The 19,518-nt window shown below is 67.5% G+C and carries 21 protein-coding genes; 9 read left to right on the top strand and 12 right to left on the bottom strand.

The genetic code is table 11. The features are described from left to right. Window positions 1-16: 16 nt before the first annotated feature. The 4 genes from AWC06_RS01695 to dapD all read right to left on the bottom strand — a co-directional run bounded on the left by AWC06_RS01695 (window position 17) and on the right by dapD (window position 2,609). The gene (locus tag AWC06_RS01695; protein ID WP_085193734.1) at window positions 17-370 is read right to left on the bottom strand and encodes a VOC family protein; all 354 of its coding nucleotides are present in this window, start codon (window positions 368-370) and stop codon (window positions 17-19) included. A 2-nt stretch (window positions 371-372) separates the two neighbouring features. Continuing rightward, window positions 373-774, bottom strand: a complete 402-nt coding sequence (locus tag AWC06_RS01700; RefSeq protein ID WP_085193736.1) for a VOC family protein — start codon at window positions 772-774, stop codon at window positions 373-375. Continuing rightward, window positions 728-1,570: a helix-turn-helix domain-containing protein gene (locus tag AWC06_RS01705; protein ID WP_085193978.1), complete on the bottom strand. Its 843-nt coding sequence runs from the start codon at window positions 1,568-1,570 to the stop codon at window positions 728-730. Before AWC06_RS01705 ends, AWC06_RS01700 begins: the two co-directional genes overlap by 47 nt. Before the next feature lie 85 nt (window positions 1,571-1,655). Beyond that, window positions 1,656-2,609: a 2,3,4,5-tetrahydropyridine-2,6-dicarboxylate N-succinyltransferase gene (gene dapD, locus AWC06_RS01710; protein WP_139819850.1), complete on the bottom strand. Its 954-nt coding sequence runs from the start codon at window positions 2,607-2,609 to the stop codon at window positions 1,656-1,658. Between the two features lie 48 nt (window positions 2,610-2,657). On the opposite strand from dapD, the gene dapE reads away from it, so the two are divergent. Further along, a complete protein-coding gene (gene dapE / locus AWC06_RS01715; RefSeq protein ID WP_085193737.1) occupies window positions 2,658-3,722 on the top strand; it encodes a succinyl-diaminopimelate desuccinylase in 1,065 nt (354 codons plus the stop codon). On the opposite strand, the gene AWC06_RS01720 is transcribed toward dapE, so the two are convergent. Beyond that, entirely contained in the window at window positions 3,719-5,917 is a 2,199-nt protein-coding gene (locus AWC06_RS01720; RefSeq protein WP_372457984.1) for an AAA family ATPase, read from the bottom strand. The genes dapE and AWC06_RS01720 overlap by 4 nt on opposite strands. Before the next feature lie 117 nt (window positions 5,918-6,034). Here AWC06_RS01720 and AWC06_RS01725 point away from each other — a divergent pair, with 117 nt between their 5' ends. From AWC06_RS01725 to AWC06_RS01755, 7 genes are all read left to right on the top strand, one after another. Beyond that, window positions 6,035-6,598: a TIGR00730 family Rossman fold protein gene (locus AWC06_RS01725; RefSeq protein ID WP_085193739.1), complete on the top strand. Its 564-nt coding sequence runs from the start codon at window positions 6,035-6,037 to the stop codon at window positions 6,596-6,598. Between the two features lie 55 nt (window positions 6,599-6,653). Then, window positions 6,654-8,411: a long-chain-acyl-CoA synthetase FadD6 gene (gene fadD6, locus AWC06_RS01730; protein WP_227370946.1), complete on the top strand. Its 1,758-nt coding sequence runs from the start codon at window positions 6,654-6,656 to the stop codon at window positions 8,409-8,411. A 114-nt stretch (window positions 8,412-8,525) separates the two neighbouring features. Next, entirely contained in the window at window positions 8,526-9,350 is an 825-nt protein-coding gene (gene folP / locus AWC06_RS01735; RefSeq protein ID WP_085193984.1) for a dihydropteroate synthase, read from the top strand. Further along, complete coding sequence (locus tag AWC06_RS01740; RefSeq protein WP_085193743.1) at window positions 9,347-10,285, top strand: glucosyl-3-phosphoglycerate synthase; 939 nt, start codon at window positions 9,347-9,349, stop codon at window positions 10,283-10,285. Before folP ends, AWC06_RS01740 begins: the two co-directional genes overlap by 4 nt. Before the next feature lie 32 nt (window positions 10,286-10,317). Beyond that, the gene (locus AWC06_RS01745; protein WP_085193745.1) at window positions 10,318-10,662 is read left to right on the top strand and encodes a DivIVA domain-containing protein; all 345 of its coding nucleotides are present in this window, start codon (window positions 10,318-10,320) and stop codon (window positions 10,660-10,662) included. Continuing rightward, a complete protein-coding gene (locus AWC06_RS01750) occupies window positions 10,659-11,228 on the top strand; it encodes a DNA-3-methyladenine glycosylase I (protein WP_085193747.1) in 570 nt (189 codons plus the stop codon). The genes AWC06_RS01745 and AWC06_RS01750 overlap by 4 nt, the downstream gene beginning before the upstream one ends. Before the next feature lie 114 nt (window positions 11,229-11,342). Then, entirely contained in the window at window positions 11,343-11,510 is a 168-nt protein-coding gene (locus tag AWC06_RS01755; RefSeq protein ID WP_003406247.1) for a DUF3117 domain-containing protein, read from the top strand. A 3-nt stretch (window positions 11,511-11,513) separates the two neighbouring features. On the opposite strand, the gene glgA is transcribed toward AWC06_RS01755, so the two are convergent. Further along, complete coding sequence (gene glgA, locus AWC06_RS01760; RefSeq protein WP_085193749.1) at window positions 11,514-12,677, bottom strand: glycogen synthase; 1,164 nt, start codon at window positions 12,675-12,677, stop codon at window positions 11,514-11,516. Window positions 12,678-12,841: 164 nt separating this feature from the next. Here glgA and glgC point away from each other — a divergent pair, with 164 nt between their 5' ends. Then, window positions 12,842-14,056 (top strand): glucose-1-phosphate adenylyltransferase, encoded by a 1,215-nt coding sequence (glgC, locus tag AWC06_RS01765; RefSeq protein WP_085193751.1) that lies wholly within the window; start codon window positions 12,842-12,844, stop codon window positions 14,054-14,056. Window positions 14,057-14,068: 12 nt separating this feature from the next. On the opposite strand, the gene AWC06_RS01770 is transcribed toward glgC, so the two are convergent. The 6 genes from AWC06_RS01770 to AWC06_RS01795 form a co-directional block, all read right to left on the bottom strand. Next, entirely contained in the window at window positions 14,069-14,743 is a 675-nt protein-coding gene (locus AWC06_RS01770) for a methyltransferase family protein (RefSeq protein WP_085193753.1), read from the bottom strand. Window positions 14,744-14,745: 2 nt separating this feature from the next. Continuing rightward, window positions 14,746-15,420, bottom strand: coding sequence for a methyltransferase family protein (locus AWC06_RS01775; RefSeq protein ID WP_085193754.1), 675 nt, complete (start codon window positions 15,418-15,420; stop codon window positions 14,746-14,748). 10 nt (window positions 15,421-15,430) lie between these two features. Further along, the gene (locus AWC06_RS01780; RefSeq protein ID WP_139819852.1) at window positions 15,431-17,071 is read right to left on the bottom strand and encodes an ABC transporter permease; all 1,641 of its coding nucleotides are present in this window, start codon (window positions 17,069-17,071) and stop codon (window positions 15,431-15,433) included. Next, entirely contained in the window at window positions 17,068-18,009 is a 942-nt protein-coding gene (locus AWC06_RS01785) for an ABC transporter ATP-binding protein (protein WP_085193756.1), read from the bottom strand. The genes AWC06_RS01780 and AWC06_RS01785 overlap by 4 nt, the downstream gene beginning before the upstream one ends. After that, window positions 17,999-18,649: a TetR/AcrR family transcriptional regulator gene (locus tag AWC06_RS01790; protein WP_085193758.1), complete on the bottom strand. Its 651-nt coding sequence runs from the start codon at window positions 18,647-18,649 to the stop codon at window positions 17,999-18,001. Before AWC06_RS01790 ends, AWC06_RS01785 begins: the two co-directional genes overlap by 11 nt. A gap of 80 nt (window positions 18,650-18,729) precedes the next feature. Further along, window positions 18,730-19,398 (bottom strand): O-methyltransferase, encoded by a 669-nt coding sequence (locus AWC06_RS01795; protein WP_085193759.1) that lies wholly within the window; start codon window positions 19,396-19,398, stop codon window positions 18,730-18,732. Window positions 19,399-19,518: the final 120 nt, after the last annotated feature.

Raw genomic sequence — 19,518 nt, forward strand, 5'->3', positions numbered from 1 at the left:
AGGCGTAACGGCCGGCTCAGTCGCGGTGGCTCACGATGTTGAGGACGTTTCCATCCGGTGCCCGCACGAAGAATCGGCGCACGCCCCACGGCTCCGTCGTCAGCGGATGCACAATCTGGTAGCCCAGCTTCCGGGCTTCGTCGTAAGCTCCTTCGACGTCGTCGGTGTGGACCGAGATGACGGAGTCTTCGGGCGCGGTGGCGTCGCGGCTTACCAGCTGGACGACTGCCTTGGTGTCGGGCGAGGTGTATCGCGCCACCCAGCCCAGGTTGAACTCCTCGGTGCTCAGGCCGAGGTAATCGGTGTAGAAGCGCTTCGCTTCTTCGACATCTGCGACGCCGAGGTTGGCGGTGATACGGGTCGCACGCATGGTCAGCTCGACACGGGTTCACCGGCGTAGTCGCCGAATGACCACAAGTTGCCTTCAGGGTCGCGCACCGCGAATTCGTTTGCGCCGTAATCGGTTTTGGCGAGCGGGCGCACGATATCAGCCTGGTGTGATAGGACGCGTCCGTAGAGTGTGTCCGGGTCGCGGGTGACGACGTATCCGCCGGCGGTTCCAGGTTCACGCGACCAGTCCGCGCCGGGTTTGTGGCTGCCCAGCATGATGCCGCCGCTGCCTTCGGGCCAGTTCAGCTGGGCGTGATCCACCGTGTCGCCATCGCCGTATCGCGCCGCGACGACGAAGCCGAACACCTCCACGTAGAAGTCGATGAGCTTGGGAGCGTTATGCGCCTGTAGCGTCGACCAGACAGTCGGATTCGAGGTAGTCATGGTCCCACTCTGATCCGAACGAGTGCCCGCCGTCTTGGATATTTCGGAACTCTTCGGCCAACCAGGCGCGCGGCGGGACTCCGGCGAACCGGACGAACTCTCTCGTCAGGTGGGCCTGGTCGTAATACCCCCTGTCGACCGCGACCGCGGCCAGGTCAACCCGGCCGTGCCGCCGCGCCGACGCCGCGATCGCCGTCGTCGCGTGCTCAAACCGCATCAGCATCGACACGGTCTTCGGCGTCCGGCCAACCTCCTGCTGGAACAGCGTTGTCAAATGCCGTGCGCTGACCCCGACACGATCTGCCAAGGCGCCCACCGCAATTCGGCCCTCGGTGCGCTCCAGCAGACGCCAGGCATAGGCGACCTCGGGCCGCACCGTCACGCCGTCGCGGCGCCGTCGGGCGTTGGCCAGATACTCCGCGACGGTCGCAAACACCTGTGGCCATCGGCGCGCTGCTGCCACCCGCTCGGGGAGCTCGCCTGCGCGTCGACCGAGCACGTCGAGTGCGTCGTACTCGGTGACGGGCAGCTCGGCGCTGGGCATCCCGAACAACGCCCGCGAGGCCAGGGGATGCACCGCCAGCTGCACACCTGCCTGGCCACACCGTTGGCGCACATGGCTTGCCTGCACGTGCAGACCGCCAAGGATCAACGGGTTGGGCCGGGCCACCGCCAGCGCGTCGGCGCTGTGCGCGGCCTCCACACCATCGTCGAGGCTGACGATGAATGTCAGCGTCGACGATGGCATGCCGCGATGCACCGTCTCGGGCACATCCAGCGCGCGGTAGCCGACCATCGACATGATGCCGGGCGCGCTATGCGGCGGCGCCACCACGAACTCCCAGCTGCGCTGCGCTTCGTCGACCATCACAACACCGGCTTCAGTTGGCGTGCAGGTCCTCGTTGAGCTCGATGCCCCGACCGTCGCGGGACACTACCTCGACGGCGCCGGTCACCGAGTTGCGGCGGAACAGCATGTTATTCCCGCCGGATAGCTCGCGCGCCTTGACCGAGGTTCCGTCCGGCATGCTGACCTTGGTCCCCGCAGTGACGTACAGGCCGGCCTCGATCACACAGTCATCGCCCAACGAAATTCCCAGCCCGGAGTTGGCGCCGAGCAGACAATGCTTCCCGATCGAAATCACGTCGGTGCCACCGCCGGACAGTGTCCCCATGATCGAGGCGCCGCCGCCGATGTCGGAGCCGTCGTCCACCACCACGCCTGCCGAGATGCGACCCTCCACCATCGAGGCGCCCAGCGTGCCGGCGTTGTAGTTCACGAATCCTTCGTGCATCACCGTGGTGCCCGCCGCCAGGTGCGCGCCCAGCCGCACCCGGTCGGCGTCGGCGATGCGCACCCCGGTCGGGACCACGTAGTCGACCATTCGGGGGAATTTGTCCAGGCCGTACACCGTGACGGGTCCGCGGCGGCGCAGCCGTGCCCGCACCGTCTCGAAACCCTCGACCGCACACGGCCCGTGGTTGGTCCACACGACATTGGACAAGATCCCGAAGAAAGCGTCGGCGTTGAGCCCGTGCGGCGTGACGAGCCGATGCGAGAGCAGATGCAGCCGCAGATAAGCGTCGTAGGCATCGATGGCCTTGTCGTCCAGCGAGCCGATCACGGTGCGCACCGTGACGGTCTCGGTCCCGCGGTCGTCGTCGCGGCCGGTGAGCGCCGCCAAGTCGTCGGGCACCTCGGCCACCGAGAGCCGCACCGTGCCGCTCTCGCCGGACTCGATCAGTTCCGGTGCGGGAAACCAGGTATCGAGGACCGACCCGTCGGCGGCAATCGTCGCCAACCCAATACCCGAAGCTCCAGTCACGCTGGCCACGCTACTGTCCTGGGCCGCGTAGCCGCAAAAGGCCTCTACGCTGGGATCGTGCTGGATCTACGTGGTGACCCGATCGAGCTGACCGCGGCATTGGTCGACATCCCCAGCGAGTCCCGGAACGAGGCGCGCATCGCAGATGAGGTGGAAGCCGCGCTGCAGGCGCAGACGTCGGATTTGGAGGTCATCCGCAACGGCAATGCCGTGCTGGCGCGCACTGCGCTGGGTCGGCCGTCGCGGGTGCTGCTGGCCGGGCACCTCGACACAGTCCCGGCGGCCGACAATCTGCCCAGCCGCCGAGACGGCGACCTGCTGCACGGCTGCGGCACCGCGGACATGAAATCCGGTGTCGCTGTCTTCCTGCATCTGGCCGCCACGCTCGCCACGCCCGCGCATGACTTGACGCTGGTGTTCTACGACTGCGAGGAAATCGAGTCGGCGGCAAACGGTTTGGGTCGCATCGAGCGTGAGTTGCCGGAATGGCTGGCCGCCGATGTGGCCATCCTCGGCGAGCCAACAGGCGGCTACATCGAGGCTGGCTGTCAGGGCACGTTGCGGGTCGTCATCAGTGCGAGCGGAACACGGGCGCATTCGGCGCGACCCTGGCTGGGCGACAACGCCATTCACAAGCTGGGCGCTGTGTTGGACCGGCTAGCGGGCTATCAGGCCCGCAACGTCGACATCGACGGCTGCACCTACCGGGAAGGCCTGTCGGCGGTGCGCATCGACGGCGGTGTCGCCGGCAACGTCATCCCCGACGCGGCGTCGGTGACGGTGAACTTCCGCTTCGCACCGGACCGATCGCCGGACGCCGCGCTGCACCACGTCCACGAGGTATTCGACGGGCTCGACGTGCGGATGGAGCAGACCGATCTTGCGGCCGGAGCGCTGCCCGGGCTGTCGAAGCCGGCCGCCAAGGCCCTCGTGGAGGCGGCCGGCGGGCAAGTGCGGGCGAAATACGGCTGGACCGACGTGTCGCGGTTCGCGGCCCGGGGCATCCCCGCGGTCAATTACGGGCCGGGTGATCCCAACCTGGCGCATCGGCGCGACGAGCGGGTTCCGGTCGGCCAGATCACCGCCGCCGCGAACATGTTGCGGCGATATCTGAGCCCTTAGCTGCGCTGCGCCTGGGCGGCGGCGTCGGCGGCCGCGGGTTGTAGTCCCCGATCGGCCAGGTCGGCCGCGACGTCGGCCAGCGCCGTGGCATCGCCGGTCGCCAGCGCGCGCGCATGGGCCAGCGTGAGCCTTCCCAGCACGCAGTCCACCTCGACGGCCAACCGCTCGGCCCGATACACCGCCCGGTTGTCACCGAGCCGCGTCGCGTCCTGCAGCGCGCGCAGGGCGATCGCCGACTGTCCGCCGCGCTCGGCCGCCTGCACGGCCTCACGGGCGGCCTCGATCGCGCCCGTCGTGTCGCCATGGGCCGCCTTCGACCACGCCTTGGCCAGCGCCAGCTCGGGCGCGAACAGCCTGGACTTCATGCCGTGCCGAGATTCCGCGCGGCTCAACGCCTTTGCCGCCGCGAGCTGTTCACCTCGTTGGCCGAGCGCCTGCGCCAGCAGAGTCAATGACAGCGGGCCCCATGAATACCCGGTCCGCGCCAGCGGATCGGCGGCCCGCTGCAACAGCGCCACCGCGGCGTCGAAATCGCCTTGGGCAATTGCCACGTAACCCACCAGCGTTTCACCGATCGCCCTGCCGGGCTGCTGCAGCTCGGCGAAGTCGGTGTAACGCTGCGCCAGCTCGCGAGCCGCCCGCAGCCGGCCCGCCATCAGCAGCGCGGTGATCCGGGCGAAGCCACTGGTGAACCTCAGCAATCCCGGATGCTCGCCGGCGGTCGCACGAGCGGCCAGCGCCTCGACGTCGTCGAACCGGCCGGTACGCGCCGAGGACAGCGCGGCGGCCGAAGCCGCCCAGCCCACCGCCACCTCGTCGGCGTGCGGTGAGGCCAGCACCTCCTCGGCGATGCGCAGCGCACGCAGCGGCGTGCCCGCGTTCATCGCGAACGTCGCGGCGAGCGCGTCGACCGTGGCCCGCGCCGTCGGCACCTCGATCTGGTTGCGCGTCGTCTGCAGAAAGGCGGTCGCCCGTTCCGGCTCGTCCTGCATCCAGAACTGGTTCGCCGCGCGCGGCAGCGCCCAGGCGATCAGCTCGGATTGCGACAGCTGGTCGGGATCCACCGCGGCCAGCACCGCGCCGGCCTCGCGTCCGCGGCCCTGCCAGGCCAGTGCGTAGCCCAGCGCCAGGCGTGCCGCGAGCCCGCCGGAATGCTCCAGCGCGGCCTGCGCCAGTCGTTCGGCCAGCTCCAGCTCACCCAGCCGGAGGGCGTGCTGGGCCGCGGTGGCGTCGGCGAGCGCACCGGGAGCGTCGCTGTCGACGGCCAGCGCGGCGCGTCGCAGCTGCTCGCCGACGTTCTCGGAAGGCTGGGACGCCAGCTGTTCGAGCAGCGATGTGCGCAATCTGCGCGCGGTGTCCGGTTCCTGGGCGGCGCGGGTGCGGGCGGTGTAGAGCGGATGGGCCGCTCGCACCATGCCGTCGTCATCGGCGGTGACCGCCCCGATGGTTTCCGCGTCGTTGACGGTGTCCTCACCGGCCAGCGCGGCGAGGTCGCTGCGGCGCAACGGTTCTGCGATTGCCAGGTAGTCCAGTACCGTGCGGGCCGGCGCGGGCAGGGCGTTGAGATAGCGGTCGATCAGACCGGAAAGCGATGGGCTGTCGGCCCCCTGATCGCCGTTTTCGAGCAGACGCCGCACGTACAACGGGTTGCCCTGGCTGCGGGCGAAGACGTCATCGACGTCAGCGGACGAGCCGGCGGACTCGAGCAGCGCCGCCGTCTGCGATCTGTCCAGCGGCTCGATCTCGATCCGGGTGAGCAGATCGTCAGTCCACAATGCCGCGACGGCGTCGGGCGGCTCCGCCTCGGCACGGACCGTGACAATCAGCCGTGCGGAATGATCCAGCGCAAGCTGATACAGCAAGGTGGCCGACATGTGGTCCAGGTCGTGTGCGTCGTCGACAACGACGAGCAGCTCTGCGCCGTCGCGAATCAGCGAGTCGCGGGCGGTGCGCAGGAGCTCAGCGGGCCTACCGTCGTCGGCTGCCAAAACGTCGGTCAGGCGACTGAACGCGCCGAACGGGATGCTCCGCTCCGACGCGGTCCCCGCCACCCATCGCACCACGGCCGACGGCCGCCGCGCGGCGAACCTCTCCGCGGCAGCGCGGGCCACCGAAGTCTTGCCGACGCCGTCGGCTCCCACCAACACCGCGCCGCGCCCGGCACCATCCAGGCTCGCCGCCACCCGGTCCAGCACGGCATCGGGCGGCGTGGCAGCCCAACCAGTCGGCACGGCCGAATTATTGCCCACTCTGCGTTCGTCCCGGCGACAGGCCCAAATGCGGGGGAGGGCAGCCTGGTCTACGTTTCGACTGTGCGCCCCAAACGTGATGCGCCCCACCAGTGGGCGATCTGTGTGTACTGCGCGTCCGGGCCGACGCACCCGGAGTTGTTGGCGTTGGCCGCCGAAGTCGGCGAGGCGATCGCCGATAGAGGCTGGACGCTGGTCTGGGGCGGCGGCAATGTCTCGGCGATGGGCGCTTTGGCCACCGCCGCGCGGGCGCGCGGCGCCTGGACCGTCGGCGTGATCCCCAAAATGCTGGTGCGCCGCGAGGTCGCCGACAACGACGCCGACGAGCTGATCGTCACCGACACCGTGCGCGAGCGCAAACAGATCATGGAGGACCGCGCCGACGCGTTCATCGCGCTGCCGGGCGGTATCGGCACGCTCGAGGAGCTGTTTGAGGCGTGGACCGGCGGGTATCTCGGGGTGCACAACAAACCTGTGGTGTTGCTCGACCCGAACGGGCACTTCGACGGGCTGCGGGCATGGCTCTACGGGCTGCTCGACAGCGGTTATGTGTCGCAGGCCGCGCTGGATCGGCTGGTGGTCGTCGATGAGGTCAGCGCGGCGATGGCGGCCTGCACACCCGGCTGAGCACCGTGGCCGCCCGGGGTTAGGCTGGCCGCCAAACTCAGAAACGAGGAGAACAGTGTCCGAAGTCGGGCTGGTCGATATAGCAAGCCGGATACCTGGTGTGTTGGCCGACCTGCCGGTAATGGCGCGCGGAGCTGTGACCGGGTTGCTGGCCCGGCCCACGTCCAAGACGTCGATCGGCAAGGTGTTCCAGGACCGGGCCGCCCGCTTCGGTGACCGGGTGTTCATCCGGTTCGGTGGCCAGCAGCTGACCTACCGCGAAGCCAATGCGACCGCCAACCGGTATGCGGCGGTGCTGGCCGCACGCGGTGTCGGACGCGGCGACGTCGTCGGGATCATGCTGCGCAACTCACCGAACGCGGTGCTGATGATGCTGGCGGTGGTCAAATGCGGCGCCATCGCCGGGATGCTCAACTATCACCAGCGCGGCGAGGTGCTGGCCCACAGCCTGGGCTTGCTCGACGCCAAGGTGCTCGTCGCCGAATCCGACCTGGCCGGCGCGGTGGACGAATGCGGCGCTCCCAATGCCGTGCCGATGGCGATCGAGGAGATGGAACGGCTGGCCGCCACCGCCCCCACCGCAAACCCCGCCTCGGCGTCGGCGGTGCTGGCCAAGGACACCGCGTTCTACATCTTCACCTCCGGCACCACCGGGCACCCGAAAGCCAGCGTGATGACGCACCGCCGTTGGCTGGCCGCACTGGCGGCGTTCGGTGGGCTGGGCTTGCGGTTGCACGGCAACGACACGCTGTACAGCTGCCTACCGCTGTACCACAACAACGCCCTCACGGTCGCGGTGTCGTCGGTGATCAACTCGGGCGCGACACTTGCTCTGGGCAAGTCGTTTTCGGCGTCGCGGTTCTGGGACGAGGTGATCGCCTACGACGCGACGGCGTTCATCTACATCGGCGAGATCTGCCGGTATCTGCTCAACCAGCCAGCCAAGCCGACCGACCGTGCACACAAGGTGCGGCTGATCGCCGGCAACGGGCTGCGCCCGGAAATCTGGGAGGAGTTCACCACCCGGTTCGGCATCGCGCGGGTTTGCGAGTTCTACGCCGCCAGCGAGGGCAACACGGCGTTCATCAACATCTTCAATGTGCCCAAGACGACGGGCATCGCGCCGATGCCGCTCGCATACGTGGAATACGACCCCGACACCGGCGCTCCGCTTCGCGACGAGAACGGCCGCGTGCGTCGGGTGCCACCCGGCGAGCCCGGCCTGCTGCTCAGCCCGGTCAACAGACTTCAGCCGTTCGACGGTTATACCGATCCGACCGCCAGCGAAAAGAAGTTGGTGCGCAACGCTTTTCGCAAGGGCGACTGCTGGTTCAACACCGGCGACGTGATGAGCCCGCAAGGTATGGGCCATGCCGCGTTCGTCGACCGGCTCGGCGACACCTTCCGGTGGAAGGGCGAGAACGTCGCCACCACCGAAGTCGAGGCGGCGCTGGCGGCCGACAAGTCCGTCGAGGAGTGTGCGGTTTTCGGCGTGGAGATCCCACGCACCGGCGGCCGTGCCGGGATGGCCGCGGTCAAGCTGCGTGATGGCGCCGAGTTCGACGGGAAAGCGCTCGCCACCACGGTGTACGAGCAGCTGCCGGTGTATGCGCTGCCGCTGTTCGTGCGGGTGGTGGACTCCATGGAGCACACCACCACGTTCAAGAGCCGCAAGGTGGATCTGCGCGAGCAGGGATACGGGCCGGGTATCGAGGACCCGATTTACGTGTTGGCCGGCCGCGACGAGGGCTATGTGCCGTTCTATGCCGAATATCCCGACGAGGTGGCGGCGGGCAAGCGACCGCAGGGCTGAGCGCAGCACTGCGCGGCGACCAGGCACCATAGACGCGTGCGATCCACACCGTCGGCGTCAGCCGATCGATCCACCCTGTGCGGCCGTCCGGTGGCCGGCGACCGTCCGCTGATCATGGCGATCGTCAACCGCACCCCGGATTCGTTTTACGACCGCGGCGCCACCTACGCCGACGACGCGGCCAGGGCTGCCGCGCACCGGGTCATCGCCGACGGCGCCGACGTCGTCGACGTGGGCGGCGTCAAGGCGGGTCCGGGGGAGGGCATCGACAGCGAGACCGAGATCGCCCGCGTGGTGCCGTTCATCGAGTGGCTGCGTGACGCTTATCCCGATCAGCTGATCAGCGTCGACACGTGGCGCGCGGAGGTGGCCCGGCAGGCCTGCCGGGCAGGGGCGGACCTGATCAACGACAGCTGGGGCGGCTTCGATCCGGATATGGCGGAGGTGGCCGCCGAATACGGGGCGGGCCTGGTCTGCTCGCACACCGGGGGCGCGTCGCCAAGGACCCGCCCGTTTCGGGTCAGCTACGGGTTGACCGCGCGCGGCGTAGTGGATGACGTGGTCGGCGAGCTCACCGCCGCGGCCGAACGTGCCGTCGCCGCCGGCGTCGCCCGCGATCGGGTGCTGATCGACCCGACCCACGACTTCGGCAAGAACACGTTCCACGGGCTCGCGTTGTTGCGCCACGTGGAAGATCTTGTAAACACCGGGTGGCCGGTGTTGATGGCGCTCTCCAACAAGGATTTCGTTGGGGAGACTCTGGGGGTGGGTCTGACCGAACGGCTGGAGGGGACGCTCGCGGCCACCGCACTGGCGGCCGCGGCCGGCGCGCGGATGTTCCGGGTGCACGAAGTAGCGCCCACGCGTCGGGTGCTGGAAATGGTGGCGTCGATCAACGGAGAGCGGCCGCCTGCCCGCACGGTGAGAGGACTGGCATGACGGAGCTTCTCGCCGCCCTGCCGGGTGACACTTGGCTGTCTGATCGCAGCTGGATCCGTCCGAGCTGGACGGTCGACGAGCTGGAGGCGGCAAAGGCCGGCCGCACCATCTCGGTGGTACTGCCCGCCCTCAACGAGGAAGACACCATCGAATCGGTCATCGACAGCATCTCGCCGGTGGTGGGAGGGCTGGTCGATGAACTGATCGTGCTCGACTCGGGCTCCACCGATGACACCGAGATCCGCGCTATTGCGGCCGGCGCCCGCGTGGTCAGCCGCGAACAAGCTCTGCCCGCTATCACGCCGCGGCCCGGCAAAGGCGAGGTGCTGTGGCGCTCACTGGCCGCGACCAGCGGCGACATCGTGGTCTTCATCGATTCCGACCTGATCGACCCGCACCCGATGTTCGTGCCGTGGCTGGTCGGTCCGCTGCTCACGGGCGACGGCGTGCACTTGGTCAAAAGCTTTTACCGGCGGCCCTTGAACGGGAGCGGCAGCGCCACCGGTGGGGGTCGCGTTACCGAGCTGGTGGCCCGCCCGCTGCTGGCAGCGCTGCGGCCCGAGCTGAGCGGTGTGCTGCAGCCGCTGGGCGGCGAATACGCGGCCACGCGTGAACTGCTGATGTCAGTGCCCTTCGCACCCGGCTACGGCGTGGAGATCGGCCTACTGATCGACACCTATGACCGGTTGGGTCTGGATGCGATCGCTCAGGTCAACCTCGGTGTGCGGGCGCACCGCAACCGGCCGCTGGCCGAGCTGGGGCCGATGAGCCGCCAGGTTGTCGCGACCCTGCTCTCCCGCTGCGGCCTCCCCGACTCCGGAGTGGGCTTGACCCAGTTCTTCGTAGACGGCCCCGACGGTTGTGACTTCACTTCGCGAACGTCGACGGTGTCGCTGGCGGACCGGCCGCCGATGAACGCCGTGCGTCCACGCTGAGCTTGTCGGCAGGATGAGGCAGGATCGGTGACGTGGCGTTGGTGTTGCTGTACGTGGTGGTGCTCGTCATGGTCGCGATCGTGCTCTTCGGTGTGGCCAGTCTGCTGTTCGGCCGCGGTGAGCAACTCCCGCCGCTGCCCCGTGCGACGACGCCGACGGTGCTGCCCGCCTCCGGTGTCACCGGCGCTGACGTCGACGCCGTCAAGTTCACCCAGTCATTGCGCGGCTACAAGACGAGTGAGGTGGACTGGGTGTTGGACCGGCTCGGCCAGGAGCTCGACCTGTTGCGCGGCCAGCTCACGTCGGTGCAGGCGGCGTCGAGCGCCGAAGCCGAGCCTGATGGAGACGACGGCGAGGACAGCCAGGAGCAAACGTGAGCGCGCCACCCGACGACGGGCTGGTCCGCTGCGGTTGGGCTAATTCGGCAAGCGACCTGTATCGCGACTACCACGACCACGAATGGGGTCGGCCATTGCACGGGCGGCTGCCGCTGTTCGAACGGATGAGCTTGGAGGCCTTCCAAAGCGGCCTTTCCTGGTTGACCATCCTGCGCAAAAGGGAGAATTTCCGTCGCGCATTCTCCGGCTTCGACATCGAAACCGTCGCTCGCTACACCGAGCGTGACGTGGCCCGGTTGATGGCCGATCAGGGGATTGTCCGCAACCGGGCCAAGATCGAGGCGACGATCGCCAACGCGCGCGCTGCCGCCGACATCGAAGACCTCTCCGAGCTGCTCTGGTCGTTCGCGCCGGCGCCGCGGCCCCGGCCCGCGGACCCCTCCGAAGTGCCAGCCCTGACCGCGGAATCCACGGCCATGGCACGCGAATTGAAACGGCGCGGCTTCCGATTCGTCGGCCCCACCACGGCCTATGCGTTGATGCAGGCGACCGGGATGGTCGACGATCATTTGCGCGGCTGCTGGGTGCCGCCGCTGACGCGCTGAAGCCCGATAAGGCCCGATATGGCAGGTCCAGAGCCGGGTCTTGTACACGCGCCGTTGCCGATAGGGAACAATGGGGAGGACGACGGGCCAGCTCGAACTTGGAGGGAGCACTCGATGGCGGCGATGAAGCCCCGGACCGGTGATGGTCCGCTGGAAGCGACCAAGGAGGGGCGCGGCATCGTGATGCGGGTACCGCTGGAGGGTGGCGGTCGACTGGTCGTGGAGCTGACGCCCGACGAGGCCGCGGCTCTGGGTGACGAGCTCAAGGGCGTTACCAGCTAGCCGTTACGAGCACACCTTCCGGTAGATCTCCAGGGTCTGCTTGGCGATGTTGGCCCAGGAGAATTCCCCGATGCAGCGCTGCCGTCCCGCTCGGCCGTATCGCTGCGCCCGTTCCGGGTCGGCCACGAGGGCGTTGACGGCCTCGGCGAGCCCGGCCCGGTAGCCGACGGGGTCGTCGGCGTCATAGTGCACCAGCGAACCGGTGACACCGTCCGCCACCACCTCAGGTATGCCACCGACGTCGGAAGCCACCACCGCGGTTGCACAGGCCATTGCTTCCAGGTTGACGATACCCAGCGGCTCATAGACCGACGGGCATACGAAAACTGTTGCTGCCGAAAGTATCTCGCGTATTTTGCCGATGGGCAGCATTTCTCTGACCCAGAACACGCCGGAGCGGTTGCGAGCCAGTTCGGTTACCGCAGAGCTCACTTCGGCGGCGATGTCCGGGGTGTCGGGTGCCCCGGCGCACAGCACCAACTGCGCATCGGGGGTGAACCGTTGCGCGGCTGCCAGTAGGTGGTCCACCCCTTTCTGCCGGGTGATCCGCCCGACGAACCCCACGGTGGGCCTGTTCGGATCGACGCCTAGCTCGGTCAGTATCGAGTCGCTCGGGCTGCGCTCGGCCGGATACCACACGTCGGTGTCGATCCCGTTGCGCACGACGTGCACCCCGCCGGGATCCAGCGTCGGATAGACCCGCAGCACATCGTCGCGCATGCCTGAGCTGACGGCGATGACGGCGTCGGCGGCCGTCACCGCGGTGCGCTCGACCCATGACGACACCCGATAGCCCCCGCCGAGTTGCTCGGCCTTCCATGGCCGCAACGGCTCCAGGGAATGGGCGGTCAGCACATGGGGTATGTCATAAAGCAATGCGGCCAGGTGCCCGGCCAATCCGGTGTACCAGGTGTGCGTGTGCACCACGCTGGCGCCCGCGGCGGCGTTGGCCATGAGTAGATCGGATGAGAGCGTGGAGAGCGCCGGGTTCGCGCCCTGTAGCCGGGAGTCGGGCTGATGCACGAACACGCCCGGCCGCGGCGCGCCCATGCAGTGCACGTCGACCTCGCACAGGTGACGCAGTTGGGCGACCAGCTCGGTGACGTGCACCCCGGCGCCGCCGTAGACCTCCGGGGGATATTCCCGGGTCATCATCGCCACCCGCATACCGGCACGCTAGCTCGGCGCCGATGCGGGCCGCGCGCGGCCCGAGGAGAAGCCGAGCAAATCGGGCCCAGCGGCTGCGGGGAGCCGGCGCATCACGCCGAACCACGCTGGGCAATCACACGATTGACCTGGCAGCGGCGCCAAGCGGCCGATAGGTTTGACACATGAGGGAAGCGCCGCACGTGCTGGGCATTGTCCTGGCCGGCGGGGAGGGCAAGCGGTTGTATCCGTTGACCGCAGACCGGGCCAAACCCGCGGTTCCCTTCGGCGGCGCGTATCGGCTGATCGACTTCGTGCTGTCCAACCTCGTCAACGCGCGCTATTTGAGGATCTGTGTTCTCACCCAATACAAGTCGCATTCGCTCGACCGCCACATCTCGCAGAACTGGCGGCTGTCCGGACTGGCGGGCGAGTACATCACCCCGGTTCCGGCTCAGCAGCGGCTGGGACCGCGCTGGTATACCGGCTCCGCCGACGCGATCTATCAGTCTCTGAACCTGATCTATGACGAGGATCCGGACTACATCGTGGTTTTCGGGTCCGACCACGTGTACCGGATGGACCCCGAGCAGATGGTCCGGTTCCACATCGAAAGCGGCGCCGGCGCGACAGTGGCCGGTGTGCGGGCGCCGCGCGCGGAGGCGACGGCGTTCGGCTGCCTCGATGCCGATGACTCCGGGCGCATCCGCAGTTTCATCGAGAAGCCCCCCGAGCCGCCCGGCACCCCCGATGACCCCGAGGCCACCTTCGTCTCGATGGGCAATTACATCTTCACCACCAAGGTGCTCATCGACGCGATCCGCGCCGACGCCGAGGACGACCAGTCCGACCACGACATGGGCGGTGACATCATTCCCCGGCTGGTCGCCGACGGGATGGCCGCGGTCTACGACTTCTCCGACAACGAGGTGCCCGGCGCCACCGACCGCGACCGGGCCTACTGGCGTGACGTCGGGACACTCGATGCGTTCTACGACGCGCACATGGACCTGGTCTCGGTGCACCCGGTGTTCAACCTCTACAACAAGCGCTGGCCTATCCGGGGCGCGACGGAGAACCTGGCGCCGGCCAAGTTCGTCAACGGCGGCTCGGCTCAGGAATCGGTGGTCGGCGCGGGCAGCATCATCTCGGCGGCCTCGGTGCGCAATTCGGTGCTGTCGTCAAACGTCGTCATCGACGACGGCGCGATCGTGGAGGGCAGCGTGATCATGCCGGGCACTCGGGTCGGTCGCGGAGCGGTGGTGCGCCACGCGATCCTGGACAAGAACGTCGTCGTCGGGCCCGGGGAGATGGTCGGGGTGGACTTGGAGAAGGACCGGGAGCGCTTTGCGATCAGCGCGGGCGGGGTGGTCGCCGTGGGCAAGGGCGTCTGGATCTAGGGCAGCCCGCCACTACCACACGTACGGCACCAAGCGGGACCGCACTTTCTGCGTGTATTCGGAATATCCGGCCAACTCGTGTTCGAGCATGTTCTCCTCGTCGTCGATGCGCAGCGCGAGGACGAGCACACCGAGCACCAGGCCGACCAGCCCCCAATAGGAGCCGAGCGCCAGCGGGATGCCGATCATCATGATCAGGCCGGCAAGGTACATCGGGTGGCGAACGAATCCGTATAGGCCGGTGCTGATTACGCGCTGCTCAGCCTCGACAGTGATGTTTGCGCCGGCGTAACTGTTCTGGGCGACCGTAACGATGCCGACGCCGAGTCCCGCTGCCACCATGACGTTGCCGAGCACCGACACGGCCGTCGGCGCGCTCGACCAACCAAACCGGTGGTCCAGGGCGCTGACGACAACCAGCACCGTGAACGTCACGAAAAAGCCTGTGCTGGCGAGCTTTTGCGCAGTGCGAGTCTCGGCCACCGGGCCGCCATGCAACCGCCGCCGCAGTACGGTCGGGTTCGTGACACCCCAGTAGATGCTTGGACCGACCGCGGCGATGGCATAGACCGCGAGAAACAACCATGCCTGCCAGTAGTCGAAAGTGCCTGCCGGCCAGAACAACATCAGGCCGAGCACGACCAGTACGACAAATCCGTAACCCAGGGCTTGAACGATGGTCTTCACGGCTACCACACGTAGGGAACGAGTCGGTACTGAACCTGTTGGGTGTAGTCGCGGTATCCGTTCAGTTCCTGCCCGAGTAGTTCCTCTTCATCGCGGATGCGAACTGCGAGCACGAACAGCCCGGGGATGACAAAGACCAGACCCCAATACGAGCCGAGCGCGAGCGGGATGCCCAGCATCAGGATGACGTTTCCGGTGTACATCGGGTGTCGCACAAGGCCGTAAAGGCCTGTCGTGATGACCTGCTGATCCGCCTCGACGGTGATGTTGGCCGCGGCGTAACTGTTCTGGATGACGACCATCATCGAAAGCCCGAGGCCGACCGCTACCAACACATCGCCGACCAGACAGACTGTTGTGGGCACCGAGGACCAGCCGAAGCGATGGTCAAGGGCGCTGAACACGAACATGGCCGCCAGCGACATCAACGCGATAGAGATGATGATCTTCTGCACCGCTCTGGCTTCTGCGATCGGGCCGGCTCGCATGCGCCGTTCCAGGGCGGCCGGATTCGTGCGCATCAAGTAGATGCTGGGGATCCAGGTGGACAGGGTGAACACGACGATGAAGACCCAGGCCTGCCAGTAGTGGAATGTGCCGGCCGGTAAGAACAGCAACAACACGAAGGCGACAAGCCCCAACACCGCTGAAAGTAATGTCTTCCCAAGCATTTTCATGTCAGCATCCTCAGTTGCGTAGATCGCGGCGGCGGAGAGCTGCTGCCCCTACCGCGATCAGTGTCGTGTCGATCACCGATTGCCACAGCAGCGGAACCGCAGTGAAGTCGCCGCCGACCCGCGGAACGTGTGCGAACGGTTCGAGGTCGAGCAGCCACTGCGGAAAACCCGACAACGAACCAATGAGGTACAACGCGATGAATCCGACCAGCACACCCCAGGCCACCGGAGTGAACCTGGGCACCAGCCCGAACAATGCGACCGTCACTGCCGCCAGCAGCCACACCGCGGGGAGCTGCGCGGCCGCGGTGGCCACGACCGTCGGCAACTTGCCGCCGATGTCGTCGGCGGCGACGCCGTAGGTGAACCCGGCTGCGAGGCCGGCAACCAGCAGCGCGACAGCCGATCCAGCCAACGCCATTGTCAGATGACTTGCCAGCCAACGGCTTCGGCTCACCGCGCCGGCCAACAGCGTCTCAGCGCGCTGACTGGTCTCTTCTTGATGCATGCGCAACGTCAGCGAGACAGTGGACGCGGCGGCCGCCATACCGAGCATGCAGAACGCCACCGCGAGAAAGGCCCGCTCGAGCGCCGTGGTGCCACCCATCCGTGCGACGATGTCGCGGACCGAGGCGCTGCCACCGATTTCGTCACCGATACCGTGCGCGATGCTGCCGATCAGCAGGCCATAGAGGCACAGCCCGATCGTCCACAGCAGCAGCGTGCCGCGGTCCAATCGCCACGCCAGCCCGACGACGCCCCGCAGCGTCGGCGCCGCGGTGCCCGCACCTGGGCGCTCGGCGATCAACCCGGCGCCGACGTCGCGGCGCGCCAGCAGGCGGTAGGCCAGCACGGTGAGCATCACGGTCGTCGCCAGATGCAGCAGCAGCACTTCCCAGCGGTCACCGGCATACGGCCGGACCAGCAATGACCAGCCCAGCGGCGACAGCCACGACAACGTGCCCGAACCGGCGTCGCCGACGGCCCGCAGGGTGAAGGCAGCCCCCAGCACGCCGAACGCGACGCCGCGGGCGAACCGGGCGCTCGGCGACAGCTGGGCGGCCACCGCGGCTACCGCGGTGAAGACCAAGCCTGAACAGGCCAGCGCGGCCGCGAATGCCAGCGAACCGGACGGTGCGACCGCGGTGTTAAGCAGGCCGGCAGCGCCGATCATGCCGGTGATGATCGAGGCGCCAAAAGTCAGCAGCAGTGCCGCGGTCAGGCTGGCGTAGCGGCCCACCGCGGTCGAGTCGATCAGCTCGGCGCGACCGCTCTCTTCGTCGGCGCGGGTGTGGCGGATGACGGTGAGAATGACCGCCACGGCGATGAGCAGATGGAACATCCCGGCCTTCCAGATGCCGACCGCCCCGAGGCTGTCGTTGTAGACCTGCCCGTACAGCGTGCGCTGCGCCGGGCTGGCCATGATCGAGGCCGCAAAGGCGGCCCGGGCGGCCTGATCCGGATAGACCTTCTCGATGCTGCCGATGTAGACGGTGGCCAACGGCACCGAGAGCAGCAAGACCCATAACGGCAATACGATCCGGTCGCGGCGCAGGTAGAGCCGCAGCATCCCCCACGTGCCGGAGAACACCGAACCCTGTTGCTTCGCTTCGTGTGCCGGTCGATGTGGACGGTCCAGAGTGGTGGTCATGCCCGGACCTCCTGCCCGGCAAGTTCGCGCTGGCCGTCGCTGCCGACGCCGTAGTGGCGCAGGAAGAGCTCTTCAAGTGTCGGCGGCTGGCTGACCAGGCTGCGCACCCCGGCGTCACCGAGTACCCGGATGAGCTCGCCCAGGCTCTCACTGTCGACGTGGGCCCGCAGTGTGTTGCCCTCGATGCTGACGTTTTCGACGCCCTTGATGCGTGTCAGATCGCCCGGGTTGCCGATCATTTCGGCCTTGATCGATGTGCGGCTGAGATGACGCATCGAATCCAGTGAGCCGCTCTCGACCGTCTGGCCGGCCCGGATGATCGTCACCCGTTCGCACAACGTCTCGGTCTCGGCCAGGATGTGACTCGACAACAGCACCGTCACACCACGGTCGCGTGCCTCCGCAACGCATTGCTGAAACACGTTCTCCATCAACGGGTCCAGACCGCTGCTCGGCTCGTCCAACAGCAGCAACCTCGCACGCGACGAGAACGCGGAAACCAGCGAGACTTTCTGGCGGTTGCCCTTCGAGTATGTCCGCGCCTTCTTGTGCGGGTCCAGCTCGAAGCGCTCGATCAGCTCCTCGCGGCGCTTCTCGTCGATACCGACGCGCATTCGGGCCAGCAGGTCGATGGTCTCCCCACCGGTGAGATTGGGCCAGAGCGTGACATCGCCTGGCACATAAGCGATCTGACGGTGTAAAGCAACGGCGTTGGTCCACGGGTCTGCGCCCAGCATTCGGGCGCTGCCAGAGTCGGCTTTGACCACACCCAGCAATATCCGGATCGTCGTCGACTTCCCGGCCCCGTTCGGGCCGAGGAAGCCGTGTACCTCACCCTCGCGTACGGTCAGGTCGAGGCCGTCCAGCGCCCGAACCGCACCGAAGTTCTTTGTCAGGTTGCGAATTTCGATGGGGTTCTGATAGCTGTCAGCTGACATCTGCTTCTCCTTGATCGACTCGGGCTTCGGCTTGTTCGAGGAACGCGTCGTACATGGTCCGATCTGCGATCAGGCCTTCGGTGTAGAGCTCGAGCGAGGGCAATATCATTTCGTTGCCGTAGTCGCGTAAGACAGCGCGCAGATCCGTTGGGTTGTCGTGCATCTGCAGGTAGAGCAGGAAGCTGCCGCCGCCGGCGATCGCCAGGTATTTGGCCCGAGCTTTCGGGTCGCGGCTGGGCTTGAGGGTGCCGGCCCGCACGCCTTCGTCGATATATTCCTCGGCATCCTCGATCATCCGGCGCCACAACGTTTGTGCCAGCTCGCCGCCGGCCTGCATGCTGCGGACGAGGTAGGCCATCATCGGCGCGTAGGACTCGATCTCGGCCAGTTGAGCGAACCAGGTGGTGGGATCGGTCGACCTCATGGCTTCCGACTTGGCGCTACGTATCTCCTCGGCGATGTAGTCATCGCAGGCCTTGCGCAGGCCTTCCTTGGAGCCGAAATGGTGGATGACCAGAGCTGCGCTCACTCCCGCGGCTTCGGCCACCGCTCGCAGGCCGGTCGCGAAGCCGTGCTGACCGAACTGCTCGATCGCGGCATCGCGGATCCGAGCAGCTGCGGTCAAGTCGGCTGAACGCATGTTCAGTACACTAAACACTCGTTCAGTCGTGAGTCAAGGACGGCACGCGTCAGGGTCCCGTAAAGATTGGTCAGGCCCGATCAGTCTCTGACCGCGGCGAGCAGGCCGTCGCCAAGCGGTACGAGCGCCGGGGTCAGCCGCTCGTCCTCGGCGATCAGCCGCGCGGCCTCGCGAACCGCGCTGACCTCGGCATCGTGGGCCGCAGGGTCACCGGCTCGGCCGCCCAGCGCGGCGCCATGCACGACGATTGCCCCGCCCGAGCGCAGCAACCGCACACCCTCGACGACGTAATCCGGCTGGTCGATCGGATCGGCATCGATGAAAACCAGGTCATAGGACTCGTCGGCCAGGCGGGTCAGCACCTCCTGCGCCCGGCCGCTGATCAGCCGGGTCCGGGATGGCCCGATACCGGCCTCGGAGAACGCTTGCTTGGCGATGCGCTGGTGTTCGGGCTCGATGTCGATCGTGGTCAGCACGCCGTCCTCGGCCATGCCCGACAGCAACCACAAGCTGCTGACTCCCGCTCCGGTACCCACCTCGACAACGGCTTTGGCACCGCTGAGCTTGGCCAGCAGGCTCAGCAGGGCGCCGACCGCGGGGGTGACCGCCCCGGCCCCGATGTCTACCGCGCGCTCCCGCGCCGCCATCAAGATCGCGTCTTCGGAGATCGACCCCTCGGCATGCGCGGAAAGGGACTCGGCCCGACTCATCGGGCCCGGGTGGCCGGATGTGCGGTCGGTTGTGGCCATGCCCGCAGCGTAAAACCAACCGCGGTCGCGCGCGGGCAGGCGCGCCCGGTCCCTGCGCCCAGCCCTCGTCGCGCAGCTTCCCGCGACACGCCCGGAGCGGGCGGATGATCAATGTCACCT

The sequence above is a fragment of the Mycobacterium fragae genome, from assembly GCF_002102185.1.
Classification (GTDB): Bacteria; Actinomycetota; Actinomycetes; order Mycobacteriales; family Mycobacteriaceae; genus Mycobacterium; species Mycobacterium fragae.